The organism is Gordonia sp. i37 (assembly GCF_002043085.1).
Taxonomy (GTDB): Bacteria; Actinomycetota; Actinomycetes; order Mycobacteriales; family Mycobacteriaceae; genus Gordonia; species Gordonia polyisoprenivorans.
In genome coordinates this window covers 1-7,054 of record NZ_MVPX01000414.1, presented here as the reverse complement: position 1 = coordinate 7,054, position 7,054 = coordinate 1, and the positions used below count along the sequence as shown (strand labels likewise).

Genomic DNA, 7,054 nt, shown 5'->3' with positions numbered 1-7,054 from the left:
AAAAGCCGCTGCACGATGCGGCGGGTCTGCAACGGCTGATCGTTTCGTCGTATCAGGCGGTGTCGGGTAGCGGCCTGGCCGGAGTCGAGGAACTGGCGTCGCAGTCGCGCGCGGTGATCGACGACGTCGAAAAGCTGGTCTACGACGGATCGTCCGTCGAGTTCCCGGCGCCCGACAAGTACGTAGCACCCATCGCCTTCGACGTGATCGCGCTGGCCGGGGCGTTGGTGGACGACGGGTCGGGGGAGACCGACGAGGATCAGAAGCTGCGCAACGAATCCCGCAAGATCCTCGGACTGCCCGAATTACTGGTGAGTGGTACGTGCGTGCGAGTGCCGGTGTTCACCGGGCACTCGCTGTCGATCAATGCCGAGTTCGCCGAGCCGCTCTCGCCGCAGCGCGCGAGGGAGATCCTCGCCGGTGCAGCGGGAGTCGAGGTCGTCGACGTTCCGACGCCGCTGGCCGCCGCCGGCCGCGACAACTCGCTGGTCGGTCGCATCCGTGCGGATCCGGGTGCCCCGGACGGGCGGGGTCTGGCATTGTTCGTCTCGGGCGACAACCTCCGTAAGGGCGCGGCGCTCAACACGATCCAGATCGCCGAACTTCTCGTCCCGTAGCGGGCGCACGATCATTCCCTCACCCCTTCGACCGTAAGGCGTTGCGCCATGTCCGCACCCGACTCCCCGTCCCTCGACTCGCGGCTGGGGCATTACTACGTGATCGACGAGCCGTACCTGGTCGGTCGCGAGAAGGTGCGCGAGTACGCGCGTGCGGTGCAGGATTATCACCCCGCGCACCGTGACGAGAAAGCCGCTGCGCAACTGGGATATTCGGGTGTGGTGACGCCGCTGACCTTCACCTCGATCCCGGCGATGGCCGCCAACCGCGACCTGTTCGAGTCGGTCGTCGTCGGCTACGAGACCTATGTGCAGACCGAGCAGGTCTTCGAGCAGCACCGGCCAATCGTCGCCGGTGACGAACTGACCACCGACGTCGAGTTGTCCTCGGTCCGGCGGGTGGCCGGCCGTGACCTCATCACCGTCACCAACACCTTCACCGACGCCCACGGCGCGGTGGTGCACACCATGCACACCACCGTGGTCGGGGTGACCGCCGACGAGGTCGACCCGGGGATCTCCGACGCGGTGCGCAGCATCATGGTGCACGACGTCAACATGCTCTCCGCCGAACAGTCGGATGCGGAGTATCGCAAGACGGTGCGACCCGAAGGGGAACAACGCATTTCCACCGGCGGTGCCGATCGCGATCCGGGATCGTTACGGTTCGAGGACCTCTCCGTCGGCGACGAACTGCCGACGCGTCACGCCCGGCTGTCACGCGGCGATCTGGTGAATTACGCGGGGGTGTCCGGTGACGGCAACCCGATTCACTGGGACGAGTCGATCGCGAAGCTGGCCGGGCTGCCCGACGTCATCGCGCACGGCATGCTGACCATGGGTCTCGGCGCGGGTTTTGTCTCCGCCTGGTCGGGCGATCCCGGTGCGGTGACCCGCTATTCGGTGCGCCTGTCGCAGGTGGCGGTGGTCTCGGCCGCCGAGGGGGGCGACATCGAATTCAGTGGGCGGATCAAGTCTCTCGACGCCGAGACCCGCAGCGGCGTGGTCATCATCGTCGCGAAGTCCGGCGGCCGCAAGATCTTCGGGCTGGCGACGATGAACGTGCGCTTCGGCTGACGCCTGGAATTCCTGACGGCCGGAATTCCTGACGCCCGAAAGGGCGACGCGCCCAAGATATGTGGCCGGGCTGATCAGCTGCGCTCGTCGGCGACCGCTTGTGCCGCCTCGTCGATGATCGCGCGCATGGCGTTCTCGGCGGTGTCGGGTTCGCCGAGCCGGATCGCGCGGGCGACGTCGTCGTGCAGCGCGATGGCCGCGGGGTTGGGCCGCGCGGGCATCATGCCGTGATGGGTACGGCCGGTGAGGACCTCGCCGACCACCCCGGTCAGTGCCCGGAACATCTCGTTACCGCTGGCCTCGAGGAGACCGCGGTGAAAGATCTTGTCGGCCAACAGGTAGGCGTCGAGGTCTCCGGTTCGTCCGTGCACGGCCATGTCGGAGGCCGCGGCGGCGAGTACACGGCACTGGTGTTCGTCGGCGCGCTGGGCGGCCAGTGCGGCCGCGGCGGGCTCGATACCCCGGCGTAGTTCGGACAGCGTCAGCAGGAAGGCGGCGCGATCGGCGCCGTCGAGGCGCCACCGGATCAGTCGCGGATCGAACACACTCCATCGGATTCGGGGCTGCACGGTGATCCCCACGCGTCGCCGCGACGCGACGAGTCCCATCGATTCGAGTACGCGGATCACCTCGCGAGCCAGGGTGCGGGACACGGCGAACTCGGTCCCAATCCCGTCGAGGGTCACCACGGCGCCCTCGGGCAGATCGCCGGAGGCGATGCGCACCCCGAGTTCGGTGAGCACCTGTTCGTGCCGATCGGTGGGGGTAGTGGTCTCGGTCACCCAATCATCTTCTCATTTAGGTGGAGGAGTCGCTCAGCTCTGCTGTTCATCGCCCTGAGTCCGGTAAAGACCGATGAATCACGAGATTCACTTGCAATAGTCATACCTTTGAGGCAGTCTATGTGACCAGTAGCACAGCAGCAGAGGAGCGGGCATGGGGTCACCGGTGGTGGTCATGGGAGTATCCGGATCGGGGAAGTCGACGGTCGGCGCCGCGTTGGCGCAGCGCCTGCGGGTGCCGTTCGCGGACGCCGACGACTTTCATCCGCAGTCGAACATCGACAAGATGACGGCCGGTCACGCCCTGACCGACGTCGACCGGCAGCCGTGGCTCGACCTCATCGGGGACTGGCTCGGTGAGCACGGCGACGGCGGGGTGATGAGCTGTTCGGCGCTCAAGCGTGCCTACCGCGACCGCTTGCGCAGCCACCGCCCGGACACGGTCTTCGTCCACCTCGACGGGCCGCTCGAGGTGATCGCGCGGCGGCAGGCGTCTCGACCCGGGCACTTCATGCCGGCATCGCTGCTGCACTCCCAGTTCGACATCCTGGAGCCGCTCGGATCCGACGAGCGTGGAGTGATCGTCGATGTCGACCAGCCCATCGACGTCATCATCGACCGCATCGTCGCCGCGCCACTGATCACCGATGCCACCGGAGGCACCCGATGAACACGCTCACCGCCCTCGCCGCCGACACGAAACTGCCCGACCCGGTCGGCTCCGGCTGGCATCTCGTCGTCGCCGCACTCGCGGGCATCGCCGTCATCGTCGCCCTCATCACGTGGGCCAAGGTTCATCCCTTCCTCGCGCTGATCGCCGGTGCTGCCACCGTGGGAATCGTTGCCGGCGAATCGGTTCCGAAGGTCATCGACTCGTTCACCTCGGGCTTCGGATCCACCGCGGCCGGGGTGGGCATCCTCATCGTGCTCGGAGCGATGTTCGCCAAACTGCTCGCCGACTCCGGTGGTGCCGACGAGATCGTCGACACCATCGTCGGCCACGCCGGGCCGCGGATGCTGCCATGGGCGATGGCCCTCGTGGGTGCGGTCATCGGTCTGCCGATGTTCTTCGAGATCGGCCTGGTGTTGTTGATGCCGGTCATCTACCTCGTCGCCCGGCGCTCGGGCCTCGGCCTGATCCCGATCGGTATCCCGGCGCTCGCCGGACTTTCGGCCATGCACGGCTTCGTCCCGCCGCATCCCGGGCCGCTCGTCGCCATCGACGCGCTGCACGCCGACCTCGGTCTGACCTTGGCTCTCGGTGTGGCCGTGGCGATCCCGACCATCATCGTCGCCGGTCCGCTGTTCGGCACGCTGGCCGGGCGGTGGGTCGTCATCGACGCACCCCGTACCTTCGACGCCGACCCGGGAACCGTCGGCGCCCACTCCGAGAGCTCCCCGGCAGAGGGCGAATCAGACTCCGGCGCAATACCTTCGGCGCGGTCGCCGAAGGGCCCGGGATTCGGCATCACCCTGGCGACGGTCCTGTTGCCGGTGGTGCTGATGCTCGGCAAGGCCATCGCCGAGATCATCGTCGACGATGACGGTCAATGGCTCCGCAAGATTCTCGACGTGCTCGGTACGCCATTGGTCGCACTGCTGATCGCCGTCGTCGTCGCGATGTTCACCCTCGGGCGGCGCTCGGGCATGACCCGCGACACCCTGTCGTCCTGTGTGGGATCGTCGCTGCCGCCGATCGCGGGCATCCTGTTGATCGTGTCGGCCGGTGGCGGTTTCAAGCAGGTACTCGTCGACACCGGTATCGGCACCCTGCTCGCCGACTGGGCGTCGGCCGCCAACATCTCGGTCATCCTGCTCGGCTGGGTACTCGCCGCGCTCATCCGCGTCGCCACCGGATCGGCCACCGTCGCGACCATCACCGCATCGTCGTTGATGCTCGGACTCGTCGGCGGGCTGAGTTCGGGTCAGGTGTCGCTGGTGGTTCTGGCGATCGGCGCCGGCTCGGTCTTCCTCTCGCACGTCAACGACGCTGGGTTCTGGCTGGTCAAGGAGTATTTCGGGATGAGTGTCGGGCAGACCTTCAAGACCTGGTCGGCGATGGAGACGATCCTGTCGGTGACCGGGCTGATCGTGGTGTCGGTGCTCGGCCTTCTGATCTGAGGGTGACCGGGCTCTATCCCGCGAGGTTACTGTGCGGTAGCTTACCTAGCCATGAGACGAATTCGGGGATTGAACTCATCACGGCGAACCTGGGGGATTCGGGGTGCGGCGGTGCTCACCGCCGGCGCGCTGGCCGCCACCGGAGCGAGCTTGGCAGCACCGTCGGCACAGGCCGCCGACTTCTACACACCGCCCGCGCACTTCGCGAGCGCACCGGGATCGATCATCCGCAGCGAGCCGTCACCGCTGCTGCTGCAGATCCCCGGCATCCCGAACCAGTGGCCGGGTACCGCCAAGCGCGTCATGTACACCTCGGAATACCAGGACGGCTCGCCGGCCGCGGTGACCGGAACGGTAGTCGAACCGACCGCACCGTGGCGCGGCAAGGGGCCACGACCGACCGTCGTGCTCGGCCCCGGCACCGTCGGGCAGGGTGATCAGTGCGCCGGGTCGAAGCTCATGTCGTTCCCGTTGGCGATCGATCCGAGCAAGCCGTCGATCGCGATGAACTACTCGGGTCTGGAGATGAACCTGCTGCTCATCAACGGTGTGCGCGTGGCGATCACCGACTACATCGGGATGGGCACACCCGGTATCCACACCTACGTCAATCGACTCGAATCCGGCCACGCCATGCTCGACGCCGCGCGCGCAGCGCTGAAGATCGCCGGGGCACCGGCGAATTCACCGGTCGCGTTCTCCGGCTACTCGCAAGGTGGTGGTGCGGCGGCATCGGCGGCCGAGCTCGCCTCGACCTACGCGCCCGACCTCAACGTCAAGGCCACCTATGCCGGCGCCCCGCCCGCGGATCTGTCGAAGGTGATCGACCGCATCGACGGCACCGCGATCTCCGGTGCCATCGGCTACGCGATCAACGGCCTCGAAGCCCGGTACCCGGCGCTCAAGACCGTCGTCGACCGGCAGACCAATGCGGCCGGACACACTGCGCTGCAACGGTTGTCGACGCAATGCATCGGTGACACGATCCTGTCCTACGGATTCCAGCGAACCAACTCCTGGACCCGCAGCGGGCAACCGCTGTCGGCAATCGTCAACGCCGATCCGCAGGTCCGCAAGATCGTCGGTGACCAGCTGATCGGGAAGCTCAAGCCCAACGCCCCGGTGTTGCTCGAGGGCGGTATCAACGACGACGTCATCCCGTATGACCAGGTCGCCCAGCTGTATCGGGACTGGAAAGCGCAGGGCGCCACCGTGTCCATGGTCACCAACACCCTCCCGCCGATCTTCCCGGGACTGGTGGTGAACCACGCGCTGCCGATGCTCACCACACTGTTGCCGGCGACGAATTTCCTCCTCACCGAACTCACCAGGTGACATGACGGGCCGACGGATTCGGGCGGCGGCGGTCGTCGCGCTGATCACCGGCATGGTGGTCGCCGGCGCCGGTCGCGCGGCGGCGGACCCGCCGCCCGATCTGGGGCCGCCGATCCTCGGTCCCGTCGGCACATCGTTGATGCACGGGGACCTCGAGTCCACCGACTCCACTCCCCACCGCGGACCCGGCCGCGGCGCCCGACTGCTCGCGTCGTCGGTACCGGGAGCCGCGTGCGCGGCGACCTTCATCGGCAGTGACGGCATGCCGGTCTCGTTGTGCACCAGATACATCGGGGTGCATGGAGGCGGGTCTGCCGGCGGGTTCGCCGTGCCGTCGGTGACGCTGTTCGATCCGGCGACCGCCGCACCGCTGGCGTCGGTGCAACTGGCCAAGGGCGGATTGCTCGGCGGTGTGTACGGCTACCTCGACGGCCATGACCGGGTGGTCGTCGCCGACGGCTCGAACGCGATCCTCTTCGTCGCCCACCGGCGCACCGCGCGCGGGTGGCAGGTGTACGTCGACGACCGGATCGACGTGTCCGGGCACATCCCCGCCGGTGACTCGATCACCGGCCTGGCGCCGGATGGGCTGGGCCGCATCTGGTTTGCGACCACCCACGGCGTGATCGGGACCGTCGACACCGACCGTCGGGTGCACTCGGTGCACCTGCCGCCCGGCGAGGACCTCGGCAACGGACTCAGCGTCCGCCCCGGTGGGGTCTCGGTGCTCACCACCCACGCGCTGTACGAGATGTGGGCGACCCCGGGTGCTGCGCCGCACACGATCTGGCGGCAGGCCTACGACCGCGGCCCGGCACGCAAACCCGGCCAGCTCACGTGGGGATCAGGCACGACGCCAACGTATTTCGGTCCCGGCGGCGACGGCTGGGTGGCGATCGTGGACAACGCAGCGCACCGCCCGTCGCTGATCGTGCGAGACAGCGACACCGGGCGGCTCGTGTGCACGATGCCTGCCTTCGGCGCGTCCGGTCAGGGCACCGAGAACTCGCCGATGGCGTGGGGTGACTCACTGGTCATCCCCAGCACCTATGGCTACCAGTACCCGCCGATGGCGGTGTCGGGGCCGTCGATCCCGGCGACCGCGGGCTTCGTCGGCGGGGG

7 protein-coding genes are annotated in these 7,054 nt (G+C 67.8%); 6 read left to right on the top strand and 1 reads right to left on the bottom strand.

Annotation, left to right across the window (positions count from 1 at the left end):
- Positions 1-617 (top strand): aspartate-semialdehyde dehydrogenase (locus tag B1964_RS20655; RefSeq protein ID WP_079931109.1); only part of this gene is annotated, 617 nt, incomplete at its 5' end.
- 48 nt (positions 618-665) lie between these two features.
- Positions 666-1,694, top strand: a complete 1,029-nt coding sequence (locus B1964_RS20650) for a fused (3R)-hydroxyacyl-ACP dehydratase subunits HadA/HadB (protein WP_079931108.1) — start codon at positions 666-668, stop codon at positions 1,692-1,694.
- Between the two features lie 74 nt (positions 1,695-1,768).
- Here the strand turns inward: B1964_RS20650 and B1964_RS20645 are convergent, their stop codons facing one another.
- Entirely contained in the window at positions 1,769-2,476 is a 708-nt protein-coding gene (locus tag B1964_RS20645; RefSeq protein WP_079931107.1) for an FCD domain-containing protein, read from the bottom strand.
- 154 nt (positions 2,477-2,630) lie between these two features.
- Between B1964_RS20645 and B1964_RS20640 the strand changes: the two genes are divergently transcribed.
- The 4 genes from B1964_RS20640 to B1964_RS20625 form a co-directional block, all read left to right on the top strand.
- Positions 2,631-3,146: a gluconokinase gene (locus tag B1964_RS20640; protein ID WP_006369525.1), complete on the top strand. Its 516-nt coding sequence runs from the start codon at positions 2,631-2,633 to the stop codon at positions 3,144-3,146.
- Positions 3,143-4,597 (top strand): gluconate:H+ symporter, encoded by a 1,455-nt coding sequence (locus B1964_RS20635; RefSeq protein ID WP_079931106.1) that lies wholly within the window; start codon positions 3,143-3,145, stop codon positions 4,595-4,597. The genes B1964_RS20640 and B1964_RS20635 overlap by 4 nt, the downstream gene beginning before the upstream one ends.
- A gap of 51 nt (positions 4,598-4,648) precedes the next feature.
- Complete coding sequence (locus B1964_RS20630) at positions 4,649-5,932, top strand: lipase family protein (RefSeq protein WP_172398913.1); 1,284 nt, start codon at positions 4,649-4,651, stop codon at positions 5,930-5,932.
- 1 nt (position 5,933) lies between these two features.
- On the top strand, positions 5,934-7,054 hold a 1,121-nt coding region (locus B1964_RS20625), incomplete at its 3' end, for a hypothetical protein (protein ID WP_079931104.1).

Excerpts from the sequence above, each read along its gene's own strand:
- B1964_RS20635 (WP_079931106.1), top strand. The coding sequence starts at position 3,143 with ATGAACACGCTCACCGCCCTCGCCGCCGACACGAAACTGCCCGACCCG.
- B1964_RS20630 (WP_172398913.1), top strand. The coding sequence starts at position 4,649 with ATGAGACGAATTCGGGGATTGAACTCATCACGGCGAACCTGGGGGATT.
- B1964_RS20640 (WP_006369525.1), top strand. The coding sequence starts at position 2,631 with ATGGGGTCACCGGTGGTGGTCATGGGAGTATCCGGATCGGGGAAGTCG.
- B1964_RS20650 (WP_079931108.1), top strand. The coding sequence starts at position 666 with ATGTCCGCACCCGACTCCCCGTCCCTCGACTCGCGGCTGGGGCATTAC.